The organism is Duncaniella sp. C9 (genome assembly GCF_004803935.1).
Classification (GTDB): Bacteria; Bacteroidota; Bacteroidia; order Bacteroidales; family Muribaculaceae; genus Duncaniella; species Duncaniella muris.
The window spans coordinates 566,906-591,697 of sequence record NZ_CP039547.1; the positions used below are offsets into that span (position 1 = coordinate 566,906).

General features: G+C 57.0%; 14 protein-coding genes and 2 pseudogenes. 2 read left to right on the forward strand and 14 right to left on the reverse strand.

Going from position 1 to position 24,792, the window contains the following annotated elements:
* Positions 1–78 precede the first annotated feature (78 nt).
* The 3 genes from nusA to E7745_RS02330 all read right to left on the reverse strand — a co-directional run bounded on the left by nusA (position 79) and on the right by E7745_RS02330 (position 3,424).
* Positions 79–1,440 carry a transcription termination factor NusA gene (gene nusA, locus E7745_RS02320; RefSeq protein WP_107032450.1) on the reverse strand — a complete coding sequence of 454 codons (1,362 nt, stop codon included), beginning with the start codon at positions 1,438–1,440 and terminating at the stop codon, positions 79–81.
* Positions 1,441–1,511: 71 nt separating this feature from the next.
* Positions 1,512–1,979 carry a ribosome assembly cofactor RimP gene (gene rimP / locus E7745_RS02325; RefSeq protein ID WP_107032449.1) on the reverse strand — a complete coding sequence of 156 codons (468 nt, stop codon included), beginning with the start codon at positions 1,977–1,979 and terminating at the stop codon, positions 1,512–1,514.
* A gap of 143 nt (positions 1,980–2,122) precedes the next feature.
* Complete coding sequence (locus E7745_RS02330) at positions 2,123–3,424, reverse strand: pitrilysin family protein (protein ID WP_136408226.1); 1,302 nt, start codon at positions 3,422–3,424, stop codon at positions 2,123–2,125.
* A 239-nt stretch (positions 3,425–3,663) separates the two neighbouring features.
* Here E7745_RS02330 and E7745_RS02335 point away from each other — a divergent pair, with 239 nt between their 5' ends.
* Positions 3,664–3,837: a histone H1 gene (locus E7745_RS02335; protein ID WP_107032447.1), complete on the forward strand. Its 174-nt coding sequence runs from the start codon at positions 3,664–3,666 to the stop codon at positions 3,835–3,837.
* 139 nt (positions 3,838–3,976) lie between these two features.
* Here E7745_RS02335 and E7745_RS02340 read toward each other — a convergent pair whose 3' ends face one another.
* Positions 3,977–5,842 (reverse strand): hypothetical protein, encoded by a 1,866-nt coding sequence (locus tag E7745_RS02340; protein ID WP_107032446.1) that lies wholly within the window; start codon positions 5,840–5,842, stop codon positions 3,977–3,979.
* Positions 5,843–5,881: 39 nt separating this feature from the next.
* Positions 5,882–8,359 (reverse strand): hypothetical protein, encoded by a 2,478-nt coding sequence (locus E7745_RS02345; protein ID WP_136408227.1) that lies wholly within the window; start codon positions 8,357–8,359, stop codon positions 5,882–5,884.
* Positions 8,360–8,754: 395 nt separating this feature from the next.
* On the opposite strand from E7745_RS02345, the gene E7745_RS02350 reads away from it, so the two are divergent.
* Positions 8,755–13,185, forward strand: coding sequence for a pectinesterase family protein (locus E7745_RS02350; RefSeq protein ID WP_136408228.1), 4,431 nt, complete (start codon positions 8,755–8,757; stop codon positions 13,183–13,185).
* Positions 13,186–13,410: 225 nt separating this feature from the next.
* On the opposite strand, the gene E7745_RS02355 is transcribed toward E7745_RS02350, so the two are convergent.
* The 9 genes and pseudogenes from E7745_RS02355 to murI all read right to left on the reverse strand — a co-directional run bounded on the left by E7745_RS02355 (position 13,411) and on the right by murI (position 24,743).
* Positions 13,411–14,505 carry a DUF4831 family protein gene (locus tag E7745_RS02355; protein ID WP_136408229.1) on the reverse strand — a complete coding sequence of 365 codons (1,095 nt, stop codon included), beginning with the start codon at positions 14,503–14,505 and terminating at the stop codon, positions 13,411–13,413.
* A 75-nt stretch (positions 14,506–14,580) separates the two neighbouring features.
* Positions 14,581–16,098: an NAD(P)H-hydrate dehydratase gene (locus E7745_RS02360; protein ID WP_123611074.1), complete on the reverse strand. Its 1,518-nt coding sequence runs from the start codon at positions 16,096–16,098 to the stop codon at positions 14,581–14,583.
* A 137-nt stretch (positions 16,099–16,235) separates the two neighbouring features.
* Positions 16,236–18,169 (reverse strand): annotated as a pseudogene (locus tag E7745_RS02365) (glycoside hydrolase family 97 protein).
* A gap of 243 nt (positions 18,170–18,412) precedes the next feature.
* On the reverse strand, positions 18,413–19,090 hold the full coding sequence (locus E7745_RS02370; RefSeq protein WP_124075935.1) for an HAD family hydrolase: 678 nt from the start codon (positions 19,088–19,090) through the stop codon (positions 18,413–18,415).
* A complete protein-coding gene (locus E7745_RS02375) occupies positions 19,087–19,644 on the reverse strand; it encodes a phosphoribosyltransferase (RefSeq protein ID WP_124075934.1) in 558 nt (185 codons plus the stop codon). Before E7745_RS02375 ends, E7745_RS02370 begins: the two co-directional genes overlap by 4 nt.
* Complete coding sequence (locus E7745_RS02380; RefSeq protein WP_136408230.1) at positions 19,641–20,615, reverse strand: glycosyltransferase family 2 protein; 975 nt, start codon at positions 20,613–20,615, stop codon at positions 19,641–19,643. The genes E7745_RS02375 and E7745_RS02380 overlap by 4 nt, the downstream gene beginning before the upstream one ends.
* 25 nt (positions 20,616–20,640) lie before the next feature.
* Entirely contained in the window at positions 20,641–21,330 is a 690-nt protein-coding gene (locus tag E7745_RS02385; RefSeq protein WP_136408231.1) for a lipocalin-like domain-containing protein, read from the reverse strand.
* A 40-nt stretch (positions 21,331–21,370) separates the two neighbouring features.
* Complete coding sequence (locus E7745_RS02390) at positions 21,371–23,881, reverse strand: DUF4493 domain-containing protein (RefSeq protein WP_124075931.1); 2,511 nt, start codon at positions 23,879–23,881, stop codon at positions 21,371–21,373.
* Between the two features lie 32 nt (positions 23,882–23,913).
* Positions 23,914–24,743: pseudogene (gene murI, locus E7745_RS02395) on the reverse strand (glutamate racemase).
* Between the last annotated feature and the right edge of the window lie 49 nt (positions 24,744–24,792).

Consider the following 24,792-nt stretch of genomic DNA (forward strand, 5'->3'; position numbering starts at 1 on the left):
AGATTGGTGTTACAATTTTTATTGAGGAGGAGAGGTGCGGAATTCCGCCGGCGGAAGGCATCACAGTGCCTTGTGTGCTTATTCAGCTGGTTCTTCGGCGGGAGCTTCTTCGGCAGAGACAGCGGCTTCAGCCGAGGGAGCGGCTTCTTCGGCCGCGGGAGCCTCAGCAGGCGCTGCGGGAGCTTCGTCTTCGAATTCGGCGCTGAGGATGCGGATCACGTTGTCAACGGTGTCTTCCTCAAGGTCGGCCTTGTCAATGAGTTCCTGACGCGGGGTGCGGAGCACGCTCTTGGCGGTGATGCAGCCCATGTCCTTGAGGGCGTCGATAACCCAGCCGTCGATCTCGTCCTTGAATTCGTCGAGATAGATATCTTCGTCGATTTCCTCAGGGCTGTCGCGGTAGACGTCGATCACATAGCCTGTGAGCATCGAGGCGAGTTTGATGTTGAGACCGCCCTTACCGATTGCCAGCGAGACTTCTTCGGGGTGGAGGAAGACTTCAGCCTTCTTCTCTTCTTCATCGAGGTGGATGCTTGAGATCTTGGCGGGGCTGAGAGCGCGCTGGATGAAGAGCTGGGGATTGGCGGTGTAGTTGATCACGTCGATGTTCTCGTTGCGGAGCTCGCGGACGATGCCGTGGATTCGCGAACCTTTGACTCCCACGCATGCGCCCACGGGGTCGATGCGGTCGTCAAAGCTCTCGACTGCAATCTTGGCGCGTTCGCCCGGAATGCGGGCCACGGCGCGGATGTTGATCAGACCGTCGACAATTTCAGGAACCTCGCGTTCGAAGAGGCGGCGGAGGAAGGTCTCGTTTGTACGTGACACGGTGATCTTCGGGTTGTTGTTCTTGTTGTCGACGTTGGCGATAACGGCAAGCACGTTTTCACCCTTGCGGAAGAAGTCGCCGGGAATCGACTCGCTCTTGGGGAGGAGAAGTTCGTTCTTCTCATCGTCGAGCAGCAGAGTCTCGCGTGACCAGGTCTGATATACTTCGCCTGACACGAGCTGGCCTTCAAGTTCCTTGAACTTGGTGTAGATGGCCTCTTTCTGCAGGTCGAGGATCTTCGACTGGAGGGTCTGGCGGAGGTTGAGGATGGCGCGGCGGCCGAAGTCGGCAAAGAAGATTTCCTTGGTGTGTTCCTCGCCGATCTCCACGTCGGGATCGTCATCGGCGCGGGCGTCGGTGAGCGAGATCTGGAGGTTGGGGTTTGTGACTTCGCCGTCAGGCACTACTTCGAGATTCTGGAAGATCTGCACGTCTCCCTTGTCGGGGTTCATGATGACGTCGAGATTCTCGTCGGTGCCAAACATTTTGGCGAGCACGTTGCGAAATGACTCTTCAAGCACACTGATCATAGTGGTCTTGTCGATATTTTTCAGTTCCTTGAATTCGGCGAAACGCTCCACCATGTTGGGAGCTTCTTCTTTTCTTGCCATAGGGGTGGTTATGATATCTTTGTGTTTACTTTTTTATTCTTCTGTCTGTTAAAAAACCGGTCTGCGGCCGCTCACTTGAAGTTGATGACGTAGCAGACCTGCTTTGCCTGGGCCATAGGGATCACCGTCGGCTCGGCCACCATCACGGGGCGCTTCGCTCCGGGTTCCTTGACCTTGCGGGTGACTTCGAGGGTGAAGTCTTCGTCAGTCACGGCTGTGAGCACACCCTTGAGTTTCTTGCCGTCGCGGGTCAGCACTTCGACCTCGTTGCCGAGATTCTTCTCATACTGGCCTTTGACTTTGAATGGTGCGGTGAGCGAAGCGGTGCCCACTTCGAGGCTGTAGTCCTCATCCTCGCGGTCGAGTTTTTCGTTGAGACTTCTGTTGAGGTCGGCACAGAAGTCGAGATCTATGCCGGTGGCGCTGTCAAGCTCCACCACAATATCGTTTGCGGCCGAGACGGTCACGTCAACCACAAAGGCATCGGTTCCGGCAATGGCCTCTTCCACCAGGCGGCGGACTTCGTTCTTGTCAATCATTTGTACTTTTCGCACTTATAAAAACAATGGAGGAAGCTCGTGGCCTCCTCCGTGACTTTCTGAGTGCAAAGTTAATAAATTTTAGTTTTTTCAGCAAATCAAGCGACTTACCCACAGAGGAAGAGCGCCTTATTTAAGTTTTTTTAACCTCCGATTCGTTCTTCGGGGCGGTAGATGAGCGTGCAGGCATGGGTGGGATCGAGCACACGGCGTGCGGTGGCCACGACCGACGAGGTGGTCACCCTGCGGTAGGCCGGGACGATGTCATTGATATCCTCGCCGTGCATCTCGGCCATAGCGAGTGACTGCGCGCGCTGCAGATAACTGAGCGATGAGAAGGTGAATTCACTGGCGAAGCGGTTGATGGCGCGTTCGACCTCGAAGGGACTTACGCCGTCAGGACGGGCTTCGGCGTGGACATAGGAGAGGCGGTCGGGGCGGCCGGCGTGATAGCAGAGCCGCGAGGCCTCGTCTTTGAGACGGCTGACGGCCGTGCGGGCCGCCTGGGCCGAGTTGTCGGTCAGACGCGCCTGGAGCATCAGCATTCCCGGCTCCTCGCTTCCGGTGATCATGGCGTCGGCTGTGGCAAAGAGGTCGTCGCCGAGCACGAGGCGGCGATAGAAGCGCGACGAGTGGCCTGAGGCGAGAATGTCGGTGATAAGGTCACACTCTATATAGCCGGGCTCTCCGTAGCCTGGCATGGGATATGCCACCACCACACAGGTCTGAGGGACGGCTCCGCTTACTTCAAGCTCGCGGGGCGCAGTGACCGGAGGTTCCCGGTAGTATTGGCGCGGGCTGACCGGACGCGAGGGGATGGAGCCGAACCAGCGCTCCACACTTTCGCGCACCTGCTCCGGGCTGACGTTGCCGCTGACGGCGAGCACGGCGTTGTTAGGCGCATAGTGGGTGAAGAAAAACTGTCTGACATCAGCATCGGTCACTTTCTCGATGTGAGAGGGCTCCTTGCCGATGGTCGGGAAGCGGTAGGGGTGCGATGTGTAGACCAGTCCGCGCAGATAGTGGTGGAGATCGCCGTATGGGCGGTTGAGATGGGTTTCCTTGAACTCTTCGATCACCACGCTGCGCTGCACTTCGAGCGCCTTTGGCGAGAAGGCCAGGCCGAGCATACGGTCGCTTTCGAGCCAGAGAAGTGTTTCGAAATTGCGGGCCGGGGCCACGTCATAGAAGTTTGTGAAGTCATTCGAGGTCCATGCGTTGTCCATGCCGCCGGCGCGTTCCATCTCGGCATCGAAATCGGGGATGTTGACCGAGCCTCCGAACATGAGGTGTTCGAACAGGTGGGCCAGGCCGGTCATCGAGGGGTCTTCGTCGCGGGCACCTACGTTGTAGAGAACGTTGACGGCAACCATTGCCGTCGAGGGATCATAGTTGTGGATGACCCGCAGTCCGTTAGAGAGTGTGAATTTATGGCAGTCGATCATTTTTTTGCTGAAATCTGGACTTCAAAGTTATAAAAAAGCGCCGATATGGCATCGAAAAAAGCAAAAAGAGTGGATTATAGGGCTTTTAGCAAATAATTTTTAACAGATTTCTTGGAGATATAACTTTTTTGTCCGTATATTTGCAACATGAGCAATAGGTCATAATGGCAAGCCTATACTTTCCGGCCCTTTTACTCTCAATTATCTTTTATTAATCTTTTAATCTCAAACTCATCGCAATGAAAACTCTCGTTGAACAGCTCGCTTCCAACTTTGAAGCTTTCGCAAAAGACGCACAGGCTCAGGTTGAAAACGGCAACAAAGCTGCCGGTGCCCGCGCACGCAAAGCATCTCTCGAAATCGAAAAACTCCTCAAGCAGTTCCGCAAGGAGTCTATCGCAGCAGGCAAGTAATCAGAAAGCCCGCCTCCTGGGGGATTATCTCTTTTTGCCTCCCTTCAACAAACAAAAAGAGAGCAAAAAATATAAACCGCTGCCAGTCGAAAAGACCGGCAACGGTTTGTTTTTTTGTATAGCGGGTAGGTCTGGGCGGTCACCTGATGCAGTGGCGCAGAATGGCGTTGAGATCCTCGCGGGTGAAGCGGAGCGCCACCGAGGACTGGGTGGAGGCGTGGATGTAGAGCGAGATGGCGCGCGTCATCAGCACATCGTCATGGCAGCCCTTCATGGCCGAATAGCCGCCGTCAGGCAGGGCCTCATACTGCATCAGTTCATCGCAGGCCGTGGGGCAGCGCTCGGTGTAGGCCCCGTCGCGCACATAGGCCACGAGATTGGCTATCAGCGCCGCCTTGGTGCGTACATTGACGTGGAAGCCCGGCAGGCGCTGCCCGCTCTCGCCGCTGCGGCAGTAGAGGTAGGGATATGACTGCCTGAGAGTTTCGAAGATGTAGTGGCCGTGGCCCTCCGAGGAGCTTTCCCATGAATTGCTTTCTACAACGAGCATGGCATTGTTGAAATAGCGTCCGATGGCCGAAGCCTTGGCTGCGAGAAGATCATGGTCGATGTGGCCGCGCCACTGGCCCACTATCTCCGGCCGTCCGAGGGTGTCGGTGTGGCGGTCGAGCACGGAGATGACCGAATAGTCCGACCCGCGCGAGCGGCCCCCGATGTCGACACAGACAATGTAGGCCCCGCCCCTCCGCGGCTCTTTCCAGCGCACGAAAAGCCCTTGGGGCGAGGGTGAGAAGCGGGGCACTCCACCGGGACGGCTGACATCGCCCTGCTCCGAGAGCACCACCTCTCCCCTCTCGCCTTCCTCGCCGCAGCCTGCGCGCAGGCGCTCCACATCAGCCGGGGCGAAGACTCCGCGCGAGGTCGACTCGAAGGCCTCGGCGGCCACGGTGGGATATTCGGCTTTCATAGAGCGGTGGTCGGGGAAACCGAGCCGCTTGTCGTGATACCACTTTATGGCCTCCAGAGTGCAGCCGTGGTCGGTCCACAGACTGCGTTCGTAGGCATCGAGAGAGTCCCAGAGCTGCTGCGGATCGTCTACTTCGGAGCGATTGATGTCTATCTCATGCCAGGGCACGAAGAACGGAATCTTGTCACTGCGCCCCGGAGTGCAGGCGCGCATCCATTCGCGGTGGAAGAAGTTGCCGGTGCCGTTGGCGGTGCTTTCCATTGCTATGAACGAGAGCGGTTTGGAGGCAATGCCTGAGGTGACCGAGCGCAGCAGGTCGGCGGGATTGTGGAGCGGGGAGTCTTTCCAGAAAGCCACCTCGCTGAGATGGGCCAGCGCATAATCCTGGCCGCGTGTGGCTTCCTGATTCTCGCTCGAACAGACCGTCACCTTGCACTCGCGGCCGGGAATGACGCGGGTGTTGGTCATGCGCTCGAAGGGGCGGAATTCGGGTTTCACCTCCTCTTCCCAGTATTCTTCGGGATAGCGGGCAAGGAGGCGCGAATACATGCCTCTGATGGTAGCCGAGGTGTCTTTGACATGGGCGCAGATCAGCGAGTTCCAGCCACGGCAGTGGATTATCTGTATCCAGGCGAAGTAGATCTGTATCAGAGTCGAGCCGCCCCACTGGCGCGCTTTGAGCATGATCAGGCGCAGAGGATGTCCGGCGCGGCGCTCGGCCTCAAGAAGCGCTGCGAGCCTGCGCTGCGGACGGTTGAGGCGGAAAGGGATGTCGCGCGAGGAGATCTTGTCGGTGATCACTACGCAGCTGACGGCCCAGAAGGGGAAGTCATATCTGAACCGCAGGCGGGCTAAGTCGCGTTCAGAGGCTGCAAGACGGAGTTTCGGGTCGTCAAGCATTTCGGCCGGAATCCAGTAGGTCTTTCCGCCGAAGCTGTAGGGGACGCGGGTGGGATCCGAGGCATCGCCTGTCACCGGATCCGGATCATCGGCAAGTGCGGCATTGCGCCGCGCGTTTTCAAGGAGTATTTCTTTCATAAGTCAAGAGGTTTTCAGAGGGTGTTTAATAACAACCTCTTAGTACTGCCCGATGCGGAAGTCTCCGACTGCCACGCGGGCGGTGAGCGAGAGTGTGAAGCGGTGACGGTGGGGAGCGTGGAGTGCCACCGGAGGCAGATGGGTCAGCAACCCGGCGATCTCATAAGACGCAAGCAGATCGGAGTAGGCACCGCCGCAGCCGTTGTCGCCGAGCAGACTGACGCTGCCTTCGCCAACCTGCCCTCTGAAGGGCATCACAAATCGGCGCCAAAGCGCTGACGGTGCGCCGGGGCTGACCGAGACCGAGGCCGCAAAGGCTATCTCGCATTCCTCATCAAGCTCTTGGGTGAGATCATAGAGCCTGCCGTCAGCTCCTGCGCCCCAAAGTCCGGGCGGATGGCTCAGAAGCGAGGCAAGAGGCTGACAACTGCGGGTGAAGCGCACACGGCCGTCAGGCGAGGTGACGGCCACCGGTTCTGCGGCTTCGGCGGGGAAGCACCACAGCTCATCGGCGGCGCCTGAATAGCCGAGTCTGACGGCTCCGGCCGAGGGCCTGATGGTGGTGACACGGCGCCCGCTCACGCTGACCAGATCGCCTCCGGCAATGGCGGCGACCGAGGCCGAGGTAACGCAGACTGCCTCACTGCAGGAAGTGGGGCGCGGATCGAGGGTGCGCACCGTCAGGCGGCTGCGCAAGGAGTTGACAGTCAGACTCTGTATGCCTGACTGCCCGAAGAGATAGAAGCGTGAGCTTTCAGAGTCCCGGCCTGAGGCTCCTCCTACGGCGGCTGTGATGGCTACCGGGGCGGATCCGGCGTTTTCCACAGCGGCCTGAGGCGAAAGCGGCGAGGCAAGGGTGCTGACGGCAAGCATTCCGGGGAAACGGCGCGACACGGGGGCTGAGGCGGGGAGCACGAAGGCCGGAAGCGATTCGGTCAGCTCCACCGGAGCGGCCGAGGGGTGGAGCCAGTAGGCCATCGAGCCGGAAGGATCGGGGCGGAGGCTGACGCGGAGCACCGAGCGGCCGCAATAGAGCCTCATCTCCACCGCGTCAGGCGAGGGATAGACCAGCAGCGGCGACAGGAGGCTGACGGCAGGGCTTTTCCCTACGGCACTGCGTACCACCGACGATCCGTCGGCAAAGACAACTTTCACGGCCATTGGCTGAACCTCGCCGGAGCCGCTGTCAAGCTTCACGGCCATTTCGGCCGGCAGACTGCCGCTGAAACGCCGGGCCGACAGTCCGCCGGCCACTATGCAGTCGCCGCTGAGGCCCATGACAGATGCGCTCATCACGTGGGGCGGACTCAGCGCACGGATAGCCTCGCCGACAGGAGTCAGAGGCTTCACCGGTGCACCGGTCACAGAGCGCAGGGCTTTGAGATCGGCCCGGCAGTCGCGGCGGTCGGCATACCAGGGGTTTTCAAGCCCCTCCCACTCTCCGGCGGCGCTGTCGAAGCGGGCCGAGCCGAGGGTTTCGAGCGCGCCGCTGTCAAGACGGGCAAGGACGGCGGCCACCTGCGAGCTGAGCAGCGTGGCCGGAGCGGCCGGTGAGGCGAGGCTGTCATGCACTCCCGGCAGGCGCAGAGAGAGCACTGCCGAGGTGGCCGTGAACGAGCCGAGGGTGTGGGCGGCACGAAGGTTCTCTTCAAGCGGATGGAGCTGCGGGCTTACCTGGAGCTCGACGCTGCTGATCGTCCGGGCCCACAGTCCGTCAAGACTGCCGCGCAGACGCAGGCTGAATGTGCGGGCGGTGAGAGTAGTGGCCGCGACCTCGCTGAGAGAGCCGCCGCTGAGGCTGAAGGCGGCTCCGGTGAGCTGCGGTCCGCTGTCTGGGCCAAGGAGCACGGGCTGGGAGGTGTAGATGACACGGCCGTCGGCCCCGCGGAGGCGGTAGCGGGCTATGACGGGCTGAAAGAACACCCGCCGGGCCACTGCCCTGTCGCCTATTGCGAGATAGGCTTCGGTAAGCGCCGACTGCATGGAGGCAAGATCGGCCGACGTGAGACCGGCGGAGCGCGAGCTGTAGCTGCCGCGGAGGCTGCGGGCGTCGATCGTGGCTGAGACCAAGCCTTGGTCAATGCGCTCTATGGTCAGGGGCGGCGGGAGTTCAGAGGCACTGCGGGCGGTCCAAAGTCCGCTGAGGCTGTCGCGGCTCAGCATCTGAGGGTCTTCACCCTCGGAGGTCATTAGCAGAAGACTTTCGCCGGTGGCCACGGCACAGCGGGGAGTGCCTGAGGCTCCGGCTGGACGGTAGACTTCCTGACCGTCAAAGCAGAGGAGTCCGCTGTCATCGGCAAAGAAGAGGGTGAGCACTCCGGCGGAGTCGCAGAAAACTCCGCCGGGCAGAAGCCTGGCGCCGGGAATGACCTGGGATGTGAGGTGACGGGGCGGTCCGACAGGCACGAGGGAACTGCCTGCGGCGGCGGGACGCAGATTGTGGCAACGGCTGACTGATCCGTCATCGCGCAGCGGGCCAATAGGGAAACGGAGAGCTGGTGGAGGTGTGGTTTTCATGAGCAGGAAGCGGGTTCATTGACTGAGGCTTAGAGGGTTAATGATTCGGATTAACAATTCACGGAGTAATGGAGTCGGTGTGGAGCTGATGATTTTCTGATGCAAATTTACGGTCTCAGGAAGCGGATTTGGTGCGATAATGCGGAGAGAGGCAAAAAATTGTAAAAAAATTTCTGAGAAGCATATTGACTTGCAGGATAAAAAGTTGTAACTTTGCGTCAAATCGGCCAATTGCATAATCGACCGGAGACAATGGCAACTGATCAGCGTACACGCCCGGCAGTCGCCTGAATACCATGAAGAGTTTTATACCTTAATATATATAATAGGAATCAAAGATTATACATAACACTAATTCATTTAATACCAATTCAACTATCATTTAATTCTACACCATGATTAAAAGAATCAGGAGCATGGTCCTTGTTCTGGCATGTCTGTTGGGGGTTTCCCAGGCCAATGCAGAATTCAGGAATTTCAAGCTCAACCTCGGAGAAGAGGGCCTGCTAACAGCCGACGAAATTGCCGGCAAACAATCAGTTTCTTTTGGAGTTGTGGTCAATGCCGATGGATCGCTCACACGCGTCGATGCATCTGACACTTCAGCTAACTTGTTTTTTTCAGGCAATTACCACAGCGAACACGGCTGCACCGGAAGCACTCTGAAATTTGCCGTTGACGGCCCGGTAAAAATCACTCTCGGCACATGCCAGTTTGGCACAGGTGATGCCACCGTCACCAATGCCGCAGGCGAAACCGTGGCTTTCTTAAACAGCAACAACGGCACATGCTACCACGGCAACCGCACTGACAATGTCGTATCGGCCTATTATAAAGGTGGTGCGGCACAGCTCACTCTCACTCCCAAGAACTACACTCCCTACATCGCTGTAGAAGTGGCTGATCCTTCTGAAATCGTTGAAGACGCAACCGTCAGCTTCGATTTCGGCGAATATGCCGGCGCCGGTGTGCTCCCGGCAGGAGAAAAAGTAGAGATCGGCAAGACTTTCACAATCCCCAGCAACTACACAATCTACCAGGAAGGCAAAACCCTCGTAGGCTGGACCGATGGAGCTAAAAATTACGAGATCGGCGAAATCGTCACTGTCAACGGAGATCTGACCCTCACTCCCCGCTTCGTCAGCAACACCGTAAGCCTCGCCGACCGCACCGAAGCTCTGACACTCAAATGGAACTTCCGTCGCGACCAGGGTGTTCCCACAGTGGCTTGGGAAGGAAAAACAGGCGTATTCATGGTAGCTCAGGCCAAGATCGGCACTGAAATCATTGATGTCCAGCTCCCCATCTCTACCTCGCCAGGCAAATTCAACAACGGCAGCAACACCGACTGGGCTCAGGTTAACTCAGGAACCACATTCACCGTACCTTCATGCAAAGGAGCTATTATTTCTTTCGAATCATACAACCTCACAAATTCCAAGACTCCCGTCACTACAATTGACGGACAGACTATCAAATCAAGCAAGAATCCTTCATTCCAGATCGCAGGCAATGCCGAAACTGTTGATATCGTGGCCGGTTCTGACATCGGCTACATGCGCTACGTACAGGTTGTGCTTCCCGTCGCAGAATCAACCGGAGGCAAAACCTTCGACAACGTTGCGGGCACTCTCACCTGGGCCGTCGGTAACGAATCCGAACCCTCTGCAGACAGCGCCATCAACGGAGCCTACTCCACAGCCGGTGTGAACGCCGGATCAAGCCTCAAGGTCGAGACTGCCACTTATTTTGACCAGGAGATGGCTAAATATACTCCTGAGTCAGACAATCTCGGAACCGTAGCGGGCGCTATGATTGAATATCGCATCAAAGCCGCCAAAGGCATCACTTTCACTCCTTCGGAAGTGAAATACGATGCTGTCAAGGTCGGCACAGACAACGCAACTTTCTCCTACAGCTATGTGCTTGACGGCACCGAAAGCACCATCACCAAGGTAGATGCTTCAACCGTGCTGCGCAACAACGGCGCAAACGCCGCTACAGCCCAGCTCGGCCACTCTGTGACTATTCCGGAGAAAGCTGTCAACGAGTTCGCGTTCCGCTTCTATATCTCCAACACAGCAAGCACCAAAAACATTGCACTGAGCAACATCATTATCAACGGTGTGTTCAACGGCACTACCGAGGAAGTAGCCCTCTACACACTCAACGCATCTGTAAGTCCTGAGGAAGCAGCAGCGCTTACTGTCTACCCCAAAGCGGCTGAATACGAGGCCGGCAGCGAAATTTCACTCTCTGTAAACCCCAACTTCGGCTTCCACTTCGTGAACTGGACCGATGCAAGCGGCAATGTCGTTTCTACCGATCCTCAGTTCACCTACACTCTCAACGAGAACTCTGACCTCACCGCCAACTTCAAGTCAGTTGCAACCTATGAGCTGAAATATGACGTTGAAGGCGGTGCCAACACTTACATGGTGGAAGTCTCTCCGGCCCCGACTGTTATTGACGGCAAAAACATGTATGAGACCGGCTCTAAAGTCACACTCAAAGCCACCTCCAATTCAATCCTTACGTTTAACAACTGGAACGACGGGACAACATTCCCTGAAGTTTCACTGACAATGGATTCCGACAAGGAGATGACGGCTGTCTATTCGGCCATCGATTATATCATCGGCTGGGACTTCTACCGTCCAGGAAACAACGGCCGTCCCGCAGACTTTGCGTCGACTCCTGAAAACGAAAGCGTGGCCCTTGTGCTTTACAACCCCGAAACCAAGGAGACAAGCGGCTGGCTTGACAAATCTACAGAAGCAGCCGGAGGCTATGAATCGCTCCTGGGTGCCGCTGTCAACTGGACCAAAGGCTCCGCCGATGGCGACATAGGCCACAACTATTTCCAGACCACTGCCATCAACGCACGTGATTTCTCCAACATCAAGGTCAGCGCTGATCTTCTCTACAACTACAACGCCTATACCCGCGTGATCCTTGAATATTCACTTGACGGTGAAGAGTGGAAAGAAGTAGCTGACGTCAACATGCCGGTTGAAAAGACAGTCTACCCCATTGCAGGCACACTACCCGCTGAGGCAGACCATGCCGAGACTCTCTATCTCCGCTGGCGTCCTGACCTTTCAAGCTCTATAAACGGAACTAAATCTGCTAATGACGGCACAGCCATCGCCAACATCTATCTCACCGCCGATGCCGCTATCTATGACGATGGCACCGCACCCGTGGTTCTTTCTACTGTTCCTGCTGACGGAGCCGAAGGCGCATCTGCGACCGGCAAGATCGTCATCAACTTCGACGAGAAGATCAAACTCACAGACAATGCCAAAGCCACCCTCAATGGCGAAAGCATCGAACTCGCTGTTTCAGGCAAGACTGTTTCGGCAAGCTACCGAAACCTCGCCTACGCTACCGAACAGACTTTCGAACTTGCCGCAAACTCCGTATGTGATCCCGCCGGCAACACACTCACTTCTGCCGTGACCGTGAAGTTCACCACTATGGAACGTCCGACAGTCGAGAAGGCTCTCTACCACCACGAAGTCAGCACCACTGAAGAATTCCTTGCCGCCCTCGAAAAGGCCAACACCCGTCAGAACACAGGCGAACGTTACCGCATCTATCTCCACAACGGAACTTATGACCTCGGCAACCGCTGTCTGACCGCCATCTCAGGCAACAACATCTCGATCATCGGACAGAGCGAAGAAGGTGTCATCATCGTCAACCATCCTCAAGATGAAGGTATCGGTGTTACAGCTACCCTCTTCAACACCAGCACCGGCCTCTATCTCCAGGACATCACTCTTAAGAACGCCTACAACTATCTCGGCACTACCGGCCGCGCTGTCTGCCTCCAGGACAAGGGCGACAAGACTATCGCCAAGAATGTCAAGTTGCTCTCATACCAGGATACATATTACAGCAACAAGTCAACCAGCCGCTTCTATTGGGAAGATTCTGAAATCCACGGCACTGTCGACTTCCTCTGTGGCGGTGGCGATGTTTACTACAACCGCGTGAACCTCGTGCTTGAAAAACGTTCAGGCAACGTTATCGCAGCCCCCAACGGTCAGCTCAAATACGGCTACGTATTCCTTGACTGCGAGATCAACGCTGTTGCAGGCGGAGAATCTACCGTAAACGGCGCTTACACCCTCGGTCGTCCCTGGGGAGCTGACTGCCGCGCCCAGTACATCAACACCCGCATGAATGTCACTCCCTCTGCCGCAGGCTGGGCTGAGATGGGCAAGAACAAGCCCCTGGTATTTGCAGAATATAATAGTACTGACAAAAACGGAACTCAGATCGACCTCTCGTCACGCAAAGTGAAATTCGACGGTGGAACTCAGGCAAGCGCCATCCTTACAAAGGCTCAGGCCGACGAACTCTCTATCGAGAACGTGATGGGCGGATCTGACAACTGGAATCCGCTTGCCTTCACCGAACAGGCTCCTGCCCCCACCAACGTAACTATCAATGAAAATGGTGAGATCAAATGGGACCGCAGCGACTATGCACTCTGCTGGGCTGTCTGCAAGGACGGCAAAATCATTGCCTTCGTGACAGAACCCACCCACACAGTTGAGGCTGAGGTTTCACGCGCGGCTGCTCCCGTCTACACTGTCCGCGCCGCCAATGAAATGGGCGGTCTCGGCGAAGAAGTCAAGGCAGTCTATACTGAAACCACCGGCATCACAGACATCACAGCCGACCAGGAAGTAGTCTCAACCGTCTACTACAACATCCAGGGCATCGCCGTAAGCCCCAACACCACCGGCCTCCTCATCAAGGTAGAGACACTTGCTTCAGGCGCAACCCGCACAAGCAAAGTGATTGTGAAATAAGTTCAGCCGAAAAATCAGACACCATCGGCAGTCAGCACTGACTGCCTCCCCCACTCCACCGCGGCCCGGCACCACGCCGGACCGCGGTCTTTTTTCAACCGAAGCTTCAATCAGACCAATCAGGCTAATCAGGCCAATTAGACCAATTGGTCAAAACCCAAAAAGAAAGCGCTTTCAGGCAAATCAATAACCTGAAAGCGCTTTATGCTTTTAAATCCTAAGGCCTTACTCCGTCACCGTTCCAAGCTCACGGACAGAACCTGTCAGCGGATTGAAATGCAGGTAAGACGGAGACTTCTTATTGGTAAACAGGCTCGGATCAAGTCCGAAGACAACTCCATACTGCGCCACATCGAAAGTATCTTCGGCAAGAGTCTCGTCGTCATAGCTCAGGGTCACACGCGCAGTGCCCGGAATGCGGTAAGCCACACCCCCCTTGGGGAAAGTCTTGGTAATGCCCTTCTCATTGACCGGCAGCTCGCCGCGGGTCTGCGGAGTGATCGAGATATAGATCGGCGCACCGGAAAGATCATTGGCGTCCACAAGGCCGTCCAAAGCCGACAGGCGAGCCACCACCTTGCGGCTCACAGCTCCGTCGTCAGGCAGATAGACCGTATAGGTGCGGACCTCGACTGACTTCTGGACAGTGCCGAGAAACATCGCCGTCAGAGCCTCTTCCTGCGAGGCAAGCTGATCAAGGGCAAGCTTCATGGCAGCGCCGTCAGAGGGCATAGCGTCAGCCTGACCGGAGATGATCTCGTTGCGGTTGTTGCGGAACTCATAGATCTTGTCGGCGGCAAGCTGTGCACGCTTGGCCAGTGACTTGCTCTGGATCATCTCAGGCGTGATGGCCTGCTGTGCCACCGGAAGCTGCAGAATGGTCGGTTCGGCCTCTACCGGCTGCGGAAGCGGCGAGAGGCTGACTGTGGCCTCGTATGACTCATCGTTGACCGACAGCGGAAAATTCAGGTCGCTCACGGTCATGTAAGTGCCGGCTCCGCCCTTGAATGTGGCCAGATAGCGTTCCTTCTCATCGGCTATGGCTATAGGATTGACCACCGCCTCGGTGATGCGCCAGCTTGTCGACGGCTTGAGGATCGGAGTCGCGTTGAGATAACGGCGCGCATACTGATAGAACTCTCCGGGAGTGCTGACGGTCTTTTCAACCGCCACTGTGACCTCAAAGGCGGTCAGCGGCAGAGTGTAGATCAGGCCATACTCGCTGGCCTTTGTCGCGCTAAGTTTTGTTGAAGTCTGGGCAGCGGCCGGAACAGCAGCGGCGGCCGCTCCGAGCAGCAGTATTGATAGTAGCTTTTTCATCTTGACTGTTATTGCTGTGAATTATGACAGATCTGTTTGTAAGAAACCCTGCGGTGCAGACTCGGCCTGACGGAATCAGGCGCCGAGAATCGACTTGATGGCCTTGCCGGTGGCGGCGGCTATGTCGCCCGCCGTGGTGCCGTACTCGCCCTCTTCGGCTGCGGCTATGTCACCCGCAAGACCGTGGATATAGACTCCGGCGGTAGCGGCTGTCTCCGATTTATATCCCTGGGCAAGGAGCGCGGTGATGATGCCCGTGAGCACGTCGCCGCTTCCGGGAGTGGCCATTGCCGACGAGCCTGTGGAGTTAAAAAACACTTTGCCGTCAGGGCGCACAGTGGCACTGTAGCGGCCTTTGAGCACAATGATCAGCTTGTATTTATGGGCCACTTCGAGAGCTTTCAGCAGACGGGTCTCCGCCGAAGCCTGCGAGCCGAAAATGCGGTCGAACTCCACAGAATGGGGAGTCAGTATCGACCCCGGAGTCAGGTGGTCGATCAGCGCCGGATTGCGGGCTATGATGTTGAGCGCGTCGGCATCGAGAACCATCGGGCGCTTGATGGTCTTGATCAGAGTTTCAAGCGCGCCCTTGGTGGCATCGTTGGTGCCTATGCCTGGACCGGCCCCGATAGCCGTGTAGTTGAAGCGCGGGGTCATGTCGGAAATTACGTTCTCCTCGCGGTCGGGCAGGAAAAGCGCCTCCGGAACTGAATTCTGAATCACGCCGAAACCACAGCGCGGCGAGTGGACCGTCAGCTTGCCGACCCCTGCGCGCAGAGCGCCGCGGGCAGCCATGACGGCAGCTCCCATCATGCCGTAGCAGCCGGCAAAGAGCAGCGCATGACCGAAATCGGCCTTGGAGCAGAAATCAGGACGGCGTTTGAGCACCCGGCAGACGTCATCTTTCTCTATGAGATAATATTTCGTGGTGGTTTCCTCGATGGCCTTGCGGCTCAGACCGATATCTACTGTCTTCCACCGCCCGACAAGCTCGGCGTTGTCGCTCAGGAAAAATGCGAGACGGGGGAACTGAACGGCTATGGTGAGATCGGCGTGGACCACATTGCGCGCGAGCACACGGGTGTTCCAGTCGCCGAACATGCCTGAGGGCACGTCGATCGACACTACCGTAGCGCCCGACTCGTTGATGTAGCGCGCCATAGCCATGTAGCCACCCTCAAGCGGATTGCGCAGGCCGGTTCCGAAAAGGCCGTCGATCACAAGGTGGTCGGGGGTAAGGGGCGGAATGTGGGCTGTGTGCACGATCTCAGTCATCGAGACATTGCCCATGCGCATCAGCTCCTCGCGGGCCATACGGCAGTCGCGCGAGAGAGAGTCGCCCTTGACATTGATGAGCACCACGTGGGGATTGAAGCCGGCCTCGATCAGCAGCTTGGCCACTATCAGGGCATCGGCGCCGTTGTTGCCCGCGCCGGCAAAGACCATAGTGGGTTTCGACTGACGCCAGCGGCTGAGAATCTCATTGACCACACCCTCGGCCACCCGATGGATAAGCTCCATAGAGCTGACACCCTCGTCGTCGATGGTGACGCGGTCAATGTGGCGTATATTTTCAGTAGTAAATATTTTCATGATCCGGAGATGAGTCTGTGAGTGACGGAAGCCCGACAGCCGGCTGTCGCTTTTCAGCCTGCGGCCCAATCACTTCTATTGCAGATTACAAAATTACAAAACAAGATTGTCATGAGCAACCCCACCCCGAAACTTTTTCATCTGATCACTACGAAGCCGCCACCGGGCTGCATGGTGACCGACGGGGCTTTTTTGCCGGCTGTCAGATCTTTTCTGACAGGATTACGGTCGGCATCGTCGCAGTAGAGCGTATAGGCATCGCCCTTGGCAAGACTGTCAAGAGTGACTGTCACGGGCTTGCCGGTGGCATTTACCCGGCTATGTACCACTTGTCGGCATGGCGGCGCGCCAGCACCACATAGCGGCCCGGATAGCCTTCGATGAAACGGGTTTCGTCCCATACGGTGGGCACCTCGCGCAGATAGTCCATGCAGACGGCCGGCGCGTCCTCAAGATTGTAGGGCGTTATGGCGAAGTTCTGCACCGGATTCTGAAACAGTACGGTTGTGGCCAATTGAAAGGCATCGCTGGTCATGCGGCGGTGACCGTCACGGTTGTTCCGGCTGATATACTTGTTCATGAAACAGCCGCCGAACTCCATGCAGCCCACACTATTGCGGATGAAGGGGTGGAGCGTGGCGTTGAAAGCCTCGTCGTCACAGGCCTGCTGGGTGAAATACATGTTCTCGCTTGCTCTCACGGCCTCGCTTCCCACATAGTTGGGATACATCCGCTCCCATCCGCGCGGCAGTGTGCAGCCGTGGAATATCACCATCAGTCCGTGGTCATCGGCATCAGACAGTATCGCCTCATACAAGCGCATGGTCTCCTGCTTGTCGCCGCCGAAGAAATCCACTTTTATACCCTTCACGCCGAGGCTGCGCAGCCAGCGCATCTCAGCCTTGCGTCTGATGGGATTGTCCATGCAGTTTATCGGGCCCTGCTCTATGTCGTTCCAGTAGCCTGAGGAACTGTACCACATTATAAGGCTCACTCCCTTCGAGCGGGCATATCCGGCAAGCTCCGGCAGACGGTCGCGCCCGATCTGAGTGTCCCACCAGTTGTCTACAAGCACATATCTGTAGCCCATCTCATGAGCGAAGTCAATGTATGCCTTCTGGTCCTCCATGTTGATGCTCTTGTCCTGCCATACAATCCAGCTCCATGTACCGCAGCCAGGCTCATAGCTGTTGGCCGAATCATAACGCGGGCTGACGAGATCCCAGGGCACGGTGGTCTCCACTATCGGCGCGAGGTCGCGGCCCACGGTGATAGTGCGCCAGGGAGTATAGCCTGGGAGAGCCATCGCGGCGCCCGCATTGCCGTTGCCGTTGTTTTCCTCCGGCATGGGATAGGCTATTGTATAGAGGCCGTCGAGCCTGTAGTCGCTCAGATGCGATCCGCAGTAATAGCCGTCGACCCCGGTTTCGGAGAGGAGCACCCAGCCGTCATCGCCAACTCTGAACAGACAGGGGAAGGTGTAGCCACGGCCGTATTGCGAGACGGCGTCCATAGGCGCATCGGCCGTGTAGACCTCCTCATACGACGGACTGGTGCGCTTCCAGTTCTCCATAGCCGTGCGCTGTGGCGTAAGGAAAGTGGTGGTGCCACCAGGAAAACGGAATCCTGAGGCCTCGGAGCTTATATAGATCGCCCCTGTATCGCCCTGACGAGGTATGCGGTAACGGAAAGCCACATCATGGTCCGACACCCTGAACTCTACCTCCCAGCGGCCTCCGCCGGGAGTTTCAAAAGACACCGTCGCTTCATTGGCCCGATAATCGACCGAGCTCTTCTTGATGCGGTCAAGCGTGTAATGTTCCTCAACCCTCCTGACCTCCGAGGGGACGATGGAGGACGATGTAGTGAAGGAGCCGATGTTTGATTCGAAACCTAAAGGCGACTGGCGGAGCATGGTCTTTCCGTCGAGAGTCACCGAGTAACACGGACGGCCTTCAGCGTCAAGCTCAACGCTGACGTCAAGTTTGCCGTCCGGGCCTGTGATGTTGAAAGCAAAAGCCGTTGATATGCCGGCAAGCATTGCGATGACCGGCAGCACTGTTCTTTTCATAAGTATGGATAGAGTTTTATAGTCCGGCAGGAAATCACTGATAGTGAGCAGTCTCTAATCAGAGACCCTTAATGAAACAGCCTCTAAGTTAGGCAATTTTTCAGAATCCGCCAACCCGTTGCGGCACTCATCAGCCTCAGCGGTCTCCTTTGATTACAAAACCCGCTCATTTTTATTACAAAACCGTCACTCCTCAAGCCAGGCAGACCTCACCGTGGCTATTCCATCCCGGCAGATCCGATTCTATATGATCTCGAAATCCAGTCCGCGGCGGCGCAGTTCTTCCGGCAGGCCCGGAGCCGGACTGACGAGCAGACGGCTGATGCCTGGCAGCAGAAGCAGTGGAAGATCATCGAGATGGTCGGTGGCCACAACGGCTATAGTCCACCCCTCGCGGGCGGCATAGTCCAGACAGAGATCTCGTTTGCGTTCACCGCGAGTCTCAGTGTAAGCCTCTCCAGCCCAAGCCGGAAGCGGAGTGGCGATGAAACCGTCAAAGCCTGCCAGAGCAGTAAGGCGCGGCAGGTAGAGGTCAGGAGCGGCCGATGCAAGCAAAATCCGATAGCCCCGCCGCCTGTAGCCGTCGAGCCGTTCAAGCAGCTTCCGGTTCAGAGCAGCGCCAAGCACCGATACAAAATTCTCCATGTCAGCTTCAGACATTGATTCAGCCGCCATGCGGTGGACCGGATGCTTCATGCCCGTGTGGCTTATCAGCCTGAGGCGGCGCAGTCCGAGCAGACCGCCCATGCGAAGCAGACGCCAAAAGCCACGCCGCCGGCGCAGCTGGGCGGCCATGAAGCGCACCAGCATGTGCAGCGAATTGCCGCAAATCAGCGTGCCGTCAAGATCTACGACCACGCAGGGCGACGCCACACACTGCACCCCCTCAGCCTGGAGTGAAACTCCGGTTGATATTTTCATGCGTCCATCGACCACGGGAAACGGATTAAAGTTCTGTCATCATAGATAGCATAGTCAGGCCTCGTCAGCGGAGCGGCTGTGGTCACGGTTATGGCAGCCGTGCGCAGTTCAATTTCAGGATTCCCGCACCTCAGCGCCTCGGCCACTCGCAGCATGGTCGTTCCGCTGTCAACGGCATCGTCCACAAGCAGCACCCTGATCTGTCCAAGCCCCGTAAGCGAAGATGGCAGCTGGAACGGAGGCAGGTCAGAGACACTCCTGTGGCGACCCGCCAAGACGTAGGCCTCAATAATTCTGAGCCTGTCAAGCAGAGGGCGCGGCAGACGGCCGAGCACCTTTCCGAACATGCGCTTGCGGCTCGTCGACGGCCTTTGGAGGCCCACAAAACCGAGAGCCGCACGCGAGAAGCACGGACGCATCTCACAGGCCACATACTCACCGCCCCGGCGTATGCCCACAATCAGCTGCGGCTCGAAGCCCGAAGCGACCACCAGCCCCGCAAGCTCCCGGCATATACGGCCAAATGCGGCGGAATCGAGTGTCAGCACTCTCATCTGATCCTCCCTTCGTAGAAACGGTGCGAGACCTGTCCGAGCACTCCGCGTCCGAGATAGCTCAGCACTATTCCGAGCTTGTTTTTCAAACGCACCCGTGGATTTGAAAGACTCTCACGGCGGTAAGCCCTGATCAGTCGCCAGCACTCATCGGCAACCGGCGCATAGCGCCCGTCAGGGTCATTCGCGGCTATCAGGCCGAACATATTGAAGGCCGCGCTCAGCCGGCGGTCACGGGCCGCAGGCAGCAGAGCGGGATGATGGAGAGCCATATGCTTCTCCATGCGCTCCGTCACTTCAAGCACATCGAAGCGACGCGGCGAAAAGCAGCCTGTCACGCTGACCGGATTTTTGCGATAGAAGTATAGGCAGTCTGGTATAAGAGCTGTCTTCCCGGCCTTTTCGGCCAGAAGATAGAATATGTCAAGGTCTTCATAGAGGATGCCTTCACGGAACCTCAGGCCGCTGTCAAACAAACTTCGCGCAAAGATCTTGCCACACACGGAGGGGCAGGCTCCATCCTGATAGAGCACCTTCTCTATATAAGCCTCCTGCCCGAACACCGTCGGCAAACCGGCCGGAGCATCCGCCCATCTGACCTGCAAGCTATCGGCGCCTTCAGTCCACCGGGCCTCAACAAACGAGGTGCCGCTCCTGCTGGCGGCCTCAAGCAGCACGGCCACGGCATAGGGCGAAAGCACATCATCGCTGTCGAGAAACATCACCCACTCTCCGCGCGCCATTTCCAGACCAGAATTGCGGGCAATTGGAAGACCTCCGTTGGAACGCCTGAGGACCCTCACCCGGCTGTCGCGCTCAGCATATCCGTGTATTATCTCCGGAGTAGAGTCGGTAGAGCCGTCATCAACCACAATCACCTCCAGGTCAGTGAATGTCTGTCCGAGAGCGCTGTCAAGACACTCCCGGATATACATCTCCACATTATAGGCGGGTATTATGATAGAAACCATGCTCTTATCCGAGATTCTCAGACTGTCAGTCCTGCCTCTGAAGTTCGAAACCGGCCGTCATGCCGTCATACTGCTGAAGGATGGCGGTGAGACCTTTGATTGTGCTGTTTCCTGAAAGAGAGCCGGCCTTTTCAACCAGCGTCATGAGCTTGGTGACATCGAAAGTGAGTTCCATTCTGTTGCCGTTCATGACAATAAAGCCCTCCATAGAGCCGACCTTTATCTTTTTGAAGGCCTTGAAATTGAAAATGAAGTTTCCAGACTCGGAGTCCCTGGTGATAGTGCCGTTCAGAGTAATCATGCGGGCCTTGAAGGTGAATGTGGAGTCGGCATTGATGGTCATGACGAGCGAAGTCAGACCGGCGGTCTTGTAATAGGGAGCCAGTTTGGCCTCTACCTGCTGTGCGGCGGCGGCACCGCCGGCCTTGAGCAGGAAATTGTCACTTTTGAACGACACTGCCGGATTGAGATATTTCCATGTTCCCACCATCTTCTCCACGGTAAGCTTCGAACTTCCCACACCGAGAGCGTTTGCCACACCTGAGAGCAGATCGCCGAGGCCGCCCCCTTTTGAAGAGCCGGTCTTGGTCGAGTCAGACGCGGTGGCTGAAGAGACTTTGCCGAGAAGGTCTGAAATGTCCCAGCCAGAGGCTGAGGCGCTCATTGAGGTTGAAAGGAATAGAAAGAGAAAGAGGATGACAGTTAATTTTTTCATATTTGCAGTTATTTGATTTCTAAAAACAGAGAAGCAGGCATCAGTAAGCAAGACTGATATTGTCAATCCATAGAGTGCTTCCGAGAGAGGCTCCTTTGACAGGATCAGCCGAGGTGACTATCGAGGCGGTCTCTTCAGCAATGGTGCCGACCGAAGCCGAGGAGGCAAACATCAGTCTCATGCCGCTTGCCTTGATGCCGAAACGGGTGTAGGACAGCGGGGCCGTGAAGGCTGTATAACTGTTGGCTATAGGCAGATATGTACGGGCCGAGGCTATCACCTGCAGCTCACCGCCGACATCGCCATAGATTTCTATAATGGCTACTCCGGTGTCTGACGGGCTGTCAGGCGAGGGTGCGTATTTATAGAATCCGTTAAGCGACCGCGGTCTCGACTTCCAGTCGACAACATCCTTATAGCTCTCCTCCATGCTGAAGGCGCTGAAAGAATACTCTCCGAGGAAAAGCTTGCCCGCGGCACGGCAGGCCACATGCGGAACCACCGGAGAATACTGCAGATAGGGTCTGCCGGTCTGCGCATAGTCCGGAATATCCTCACCGCTGAGATCAAAGCCCACACTGCGCAGGCAGACGGCGAATTCGCCGCTTTTGACCTCATCGGATACCGTGAAGACCGACGGCTGCATATACCAGGTGTTATGATTAGAGGCGCGTGTGCTGAAAGTCTTGGCGTTGGTGTTGGCCCACTTCTGTGGAACCTGCTGTGAGAATGACTCGCGGTTCTGCCAGTTGTAGATAGCGACTTCGGTCTGTGAATAGCGGCCTCCGCTCGGCAGTCTGTCATAGACCACTCCCGATTTACGGTCTTCAAAGTCTGAATTAGGAAGCGCCGGGGCCTTTTCTGTCGTGAAGCGCTGTCCGGGGGTAAAGTCAGAGGCATCCGGACGGTCCATCATGGTTGCGGTCAGCGTGTATGAGGTGTTTGGCGAAAGTCCGCTCAAGGCAAGCACTCCGCTTTCCTCGTCACGCAAGAGGACCGGCCCCCTGCGCCCGTCGACGTAGAGCATCAGCCGGCGCACCACTGTCTCGACCGTAGCCTGGTCCGGGGCCATGACCCTGATCATGGCATAGGTGGCGAAGGGATCTGCCACAAGTTCGAATTCAGGCATACAGCGCTCTACGGTGAATTCGGCTCTGATCTCCTCGCAATACAATATACGGGCCCTGATGTCGGCATTGCCGTCAGGGATAGCAAACTCAAGTTCATATGACGAATCGCCGGCCGGTCTGACCGCAAGCACAGATGCCGGCTGCCACAGACCGTCGGCATCAAGAATCTCGATCCCGACATTTGAGGCGAAGTCCACGGCCCTGGTGCTGACCGTGAGCGATGCGGATGTGGCTCCGACGGGAGCGTCACCGACCGATGTTACCGAGATGTCGACGGCGGTGGTCTGCACCTGCAGCCTCAGCGGCTCGCTGACACGTCCGCAGTCATCTTCGGCTATGAAGCTGAAACATGACAGGGCTTCATCGTCAGTCAGGAAGACAAGTTTTCCGATCAGTGCGGTAAAGTCCACCGATCCGCCGGCCGATGTCAGATCGGACATGAGTCCGACAGCAGCAAAGGCAGCTTCATCTTCCGCAGAGGGATGCAGCAGATCAACAAGCACCGGGAATGACAGCGATGAGAGATAGGCCGACGATACCGAGAGCCAAAGATGCGAAAGCGGGGCTGCGGCGGTGACGGCTGCTCTGACCGGAGTTTCCGGCTGTTCGCCCTCAGGCACTGTCAGGATGCTTCCGGGAGTCCAGCCCGAAGCGGTCAGAGATGGCGGAAGGGCTGACAGGAAGTCGGCGCTAAGTGTGAACGATGCACTCTTGCCGGGAGCCGAGCAGGTGAGCACGGGGTCAGGGCCTGAGATGTCGGCACTTACCTCACACTCATAAAAGCAGCCTGAAAGGGCTGAGAAGTCAAGGCTTCTGAATGCGGTATGCCGCCCGTCAGGGAGTATGACGTCAAGATATATCCCGGTCTGTCCGGGTGTCAGATAGAGCAGGCGCGATTCATCGGGGCTGACGCGGTGATATTCTCCGCCCGGAGTGTGGACAAAGGCTGCGACTTCACCGATACCGGCTGTTATGGCGGGGCTGAAATCGAATGAAAAGGCACTGCTGACAAGGTGCATTGTCAGCGGCCATGTCAGCCGGCGGTCCGGTTCGACTACGGCCGAGACGGAGCCTGAGTAACACGGAGTGTCAAAGCCTTCGGCTCCTTTGCCGGAGATTGCTTCTATAAGATATGAGCCGGAGTAGTAGAGATCCTGCGCGGGAAAATCACAGAGTGATTTCCATGTGTGGGAGTAGCTGCCCTCGGCGGCTATCATCGTCACGCTTATCTGCGATTGTTCGGGCACACAGGGCGAGGCCACTATGATCTCCTGCGTGAGCGGATCGCGCAAGGTGGCGTCGACGGTCACGTCAAGCGACAGGCTTCCGGCTCCGTCTGATGCCCGGTCAGAGTCATCGGAGCAGGAGGTGGCGAGCAGTGCGAGTGGTAAAAACGTGATGAATGAGTGGCGGAGAGACATAGTTTAGTTGTCGGTCAGCAGCAGGTGGAAGGTCAGAGATCTATACGGGAGGCCTTAAGAGGTGTCTGAAGGAATATTTCGGCGAGTTCGGTGAACTTGTCGGGGTTTTCGGTGGTCAGGAATTCGCATGAGCCGCCTTTGGTGCACTTGGCATCCATTTCGGGATGGCGGCGCAGATAGTCGGCGAGACTGGCGCCTACGAGTTCACCCTGGGTGACGATGGTGGCGCGCGAGCCGATTTCGCGGCGGATCTTGTCGATCAGCAGCGGATAGTGAGTGCAGCCGAGAATCACGGTGTCTATTTCAGGCTCCTGGGTGAAGAGTTCATCGACATATTTCTTCACAAAATAGTCGGCGCCGGGCGAGTCGAATTCCTTGTTTTCGACCAGAGGCACCCACATGGGGCAGGCCACGGAGACGGTGCGGAACTGGGGAAGAACTTGGCGATCTCTATGTCATAGGTGCCTGAGCTTACGGTGCCGGGGGTTCCGAGCAGGCCTATATTTCCGTTTTTGGTTATATGACCGAGGGCTTCGACCGTGGGTATGACCACGCCGAGCACACGGCGCGATGGATCCCATCCGGGCAGGTCTTTCTGCTGGATGGAGCGCAGGGCTTTGGCCGATGCGGTGTTGCAGGCGAGGATCACCAGCTGGCAGCCGCGGCTGAAGAGGGCTTCCACTGCCTGACGGGTGAAGCGGTAGACTACGTCGAACGAGCGTGTGCCGTAGGGAGTGCGGGCATTGTCGCCGAGATAGAGGTAGTCATACTGCGGGAGAGTTTCGCGGATGCCTTTGAGTATGGTCAGGCCGCCGTAGCCTGAGTCAAAAACGCCGATTGGGCCGGGTGCTGAAGGAAACATGGTTCAGTGTTTTTTTTGAAGGTGGGTGAAACGAGAGGCGAAGAGCTGT

What these genes read in the sequence shown, in the direction of transcription:
- E7745_RS02330 (WP_136408226.1), bottom strand. Translation starts at nt 3,424, where the DNA reads ATGATCGACTGCCATAAATTCACACTCTCTAACGGACTGCGGGTCATC.
- nusA (WP_107032450.1), bottom strand. Translation starts at nt 1,440, where the DNA reads ATGGCAAGAAAAGAAGAAGCTCCCAACATGGTGGAGCGTTTCGCCGAA.
- E7745_RS02340 (WP_107032446.1), bottom strand. Translation starts at nt 5,842, where the DNA reads ATGAAAGAAATACTCCTTGAAAACGCGCGGCGCAATGCCGCACTTGCC.
- E7745_RS02380 (WP_136408230.1), bottom strand. Translation starts at nt 20,615, where the DNA reads ATGGTTTCTATCATAATACCCGCCTATAATGTGGAGATGTATATCCGG.
- E7745_RS02385 (WP_136408231.1), bottom strand. Translation starts at nt 21,330, where the DNA reads ATGAAAAAATTAACTGTCATCCTCTTTCTCTTTCTATTCCTTTCAACC.
- rimP (WP_107032449.1), bottom strand. Translation starts at nt 1,979, where the DNA reads ATGATTGACAAGAACGAAGTCCGCCGCCTGGTGGAAGAGGCCATTGCC.
- E7745_RS02360 (WP_123611074.1), bottom strand. Translation starts at nt 16,098, where the DNA reads ATGAAAATATTTACTACTGAAAATATACGCCACATTGACCGCGTCACC.
- E7745_RS02355 (WP_136408229.1), bottom strand. Translation starts at nt 14,505, where the DNA reads ATGAAAAAGCTACTATCAATACTGCTGCTCGGAGCGGCCGCCGCTGCT.
- E7745_RS02370 (WP_124075935.1), bottom strand. Translation starts at nt 19,090, where the DNA reads ATGAAAATATCAACCGGAGTTTCACTCCAGGCTGAGGGGGTGCAGTGT.
- E7745_RS02350 (WP_136408228.1), top strand. Translation starts at nt 8,755, where the DNA reads ATGATTAAAAGAATCAGGAGCATGGTCCTTGTTCTGGCATGTCTGTTG.
- E7745_RS02345 (WP_136408227.1), bottom strand. Translation starts at nt 8,359, where the DNA reads ATGAAAACCACACCTCCACCAGCTCTCCGTTTCCCTATTGGCCCGCTG.
- E7745_RS02335 (WP_107032447.1), top strand. Translation starts at nt 3,664, where the DNA reads ATGAAAACTCTCGTTGAACAGCTCGCTTCCAACTTTGAAGCTTTCGCA.
- E7745_RS02375 (WP_124075934.1), bottom strand. Translation starts at nt 19,644, where the DNA reads ATGAGAGTGCTGACACTCGATTCCGCCGCATTTGGCCGTATATGCCGG.
- E7745_RS02390 (WP_124075931.1), bottom strand. Translation starts at nt 23,881, where the DNA reads ATGTCTCTCCGCCACTCATTCATCACGTTTTTACCACTCGCACTGCTC.